At 33.1% G+C, this 2,115-nt stretch carries 2 protein-coding genes; both read left to right on the forward strand.

Annotation, left to right across the window (positions count from 1 at the left end; all coding sequences use genetic code 11):
* Positions 1-493, forward strand: a 493-nt coding sequence (locus ENO17_01675; protein HER23755.1) for a hypothetical protein, incomplete at its 5' end; no start/stop codon positions are given.
* Positions 490-1,830 (forward strand): acyltransferase, encoded by a 1,341-nt coding sequence (locus tag ENO17_01680; GenBank protein ID HER23756.1) that lies wholly within the window; start codon positions 490-492, stop codon positions 1,828-1,830. The genes ENO17_01675 and ENO17_01680, both read left to right, overlap by 4 nt.
* Positions 1,831-2,115 lie beyond the last annotated feature (285 nt).

The following is a 2,115-nucleotide window of genomic DNA, read 5'->3' on the forward strand; positions in this document are numbered from 1 at the left end:
ATTCTTTGGGCAAAAATGGAATAATGCTGTGATACTCATCCAATTATTGGCAATATCAGTAATAATTAACATGATCATTACGAGTAATTCTTCTTTATTCCGAGCCAAAGGAAAAGTTAAACTTGAGCTACAAATGCAAATGGTGAAGACCCTTTTCTTTTTCATTCCTTCAATTGTAATAGGTACTTTCTATTTTGGAGCTACAGGAACAGCCTTAGGATTTTTACTTGCGAAAACGCTTACGGTAATTTATACACTTTTCTTTACTCAAAAACATCTTAAAATTAAAGCTTTAGATATTCTTCGACCTAGTTTTAAAGCAATTGTACTTTCGGGGACACCTGCACTTTTTTGCTATTTTCTCATAACTCAACAGGTAAATCAGTTTGGGGTAATTGTTATTTATTTGGCTATTATACCTTTCGTCTATCATTATTTCGAATCCCCTTCAGTTAAAAGATTTAAAAAGATAATTTTTAAAAGTCAGTCATGAGGAAAATTCTTTTAAATATAGCATTTTATGTATACTCTAAATTTAAAAATAGAGAAGACCAGTTTAAAGCTAAATATTATAAAAACCGATTGATTTCTAAATTAGAACTAGATGCCTCTAAGTATGAGATTAAAGGAAAAATAAAAGCAACAGATTACTCGGGACTAATTCTTGGGAAACATTTAGTTTTTGGTGATAATGTTTTTTTTGAAAGCAGGGGTGGTGTTATTATAGGAGATTCCACTTTTTTAGGTTCTAATGTCAGTATATATTCTGCGAGTCCTTATTACGAAGGTTCAGAATTGAATCACGACCAAAAATTTATACTTAAGCCTGTTTATATTGGTAAAAATGTAAGAATTGGAAATAACGTTATAATACACCCAGGAGTCTCTATTGGAAACAGTGTACAAATAGCAGATGGTTGTGTGGTGGTCAAAGATGTGGAGGCTGGAGGAGTCATTTCTTTATCTCAACAGCCCGATATGGCTTCCCAATTTCAGAAAATTGAGAAAAGAAATCCAAATTTAACTGAAAACACTTCGGGTGGTAAAGACAAGAAGGAAAAGAATAGAGTTTTTGTTTTTTCTACAGGTAGATCAGGTTCCGCAGCTATAGTTGACTATTTAAACCAAACTGAGGAGGTATCGGCGTTCCATGAAGCTTTTTATGTAATACTAAAGGTTCTAAGCTTACAATATCTTACTGGAAAAATTTCTAAAGCTGAAGTGAAAGCAGAATTGGATATCTTATTGAATAATTATGCAGTGGGTGAAAATAAAGTGCTAGTGCATAGTGATCAAAAATTAGTGCCATTCATCACCATATTAAGGGAACTTTATCCAGAAGCCAAGTATATCTGGTTAATTAGACATCCAAAAAGTTTTTTAAAATCAGTAGTTTCTAGAGGGTGGTTTAAGAATGACGATCCTATTCCTTTTAAAAATTCCTATCTATTGAACCTGCAACATCGATCTCAAGGTTTGCGCGTTAATGGCGTTATGGTTCAGAAATTCTCTCAGAAGGAGTGGAGTGAAATGGATGTATTTCAAAGAAATTTATGGTACTGGAAATATTGGAATCAATTAATTGAAGACCAATTCATTAATATTCCTTCTGAAAGGAAATTTATTCTTAAACTGGAGAATTTTGATAATAGTTTACAGGAGCTTCACAACTTTCTGAAATTAGAAAGTAAACCTAAACAACCCGTGAGAAGTAACAGAGTTAAAAAGAGAGATAAGGCGAGATACGAGGAGCTCAATAAGAAGATCAATAAAGAATTTGTCCGCCATAGGGAAATGATTGATCCGGTCCGAGAAAAATGGGGATATTAAATCTTAACTAGTAAATAGGATGAGGAAGGTTTTTTTTATAACGGGAACAGGTCATTGCGGGTCAACTTTAGTCGATCTAGTACTTGGAAGCCATAGAGAAGTAAGGAGCTTAGGAGAATTAAGATCGCTAAAAAAGAATGTCCCTCCATACTCCAATTTTTGGACTCCCGATTTAGTGGGTAATTTACTAAAGCATTACCGGTTTAAAAAAAATAGGTTAATAAGTTTTGATTACCATAGATTTCCTCAAAGTAGGCTATTTGAAGACAGGTCAGAGTTATATAA

The organism is Candidatus Atribacteria bacterium (assembly GCA_011056645.1).
Classification (GTDB): domain Bacteria; phylum Atribacterota; class Phoenicimicrobiia; order Phoenicimicrobiales; family Phoenicimicrobiaceae; genus Sediminicultor; species Sediminicultor quartus.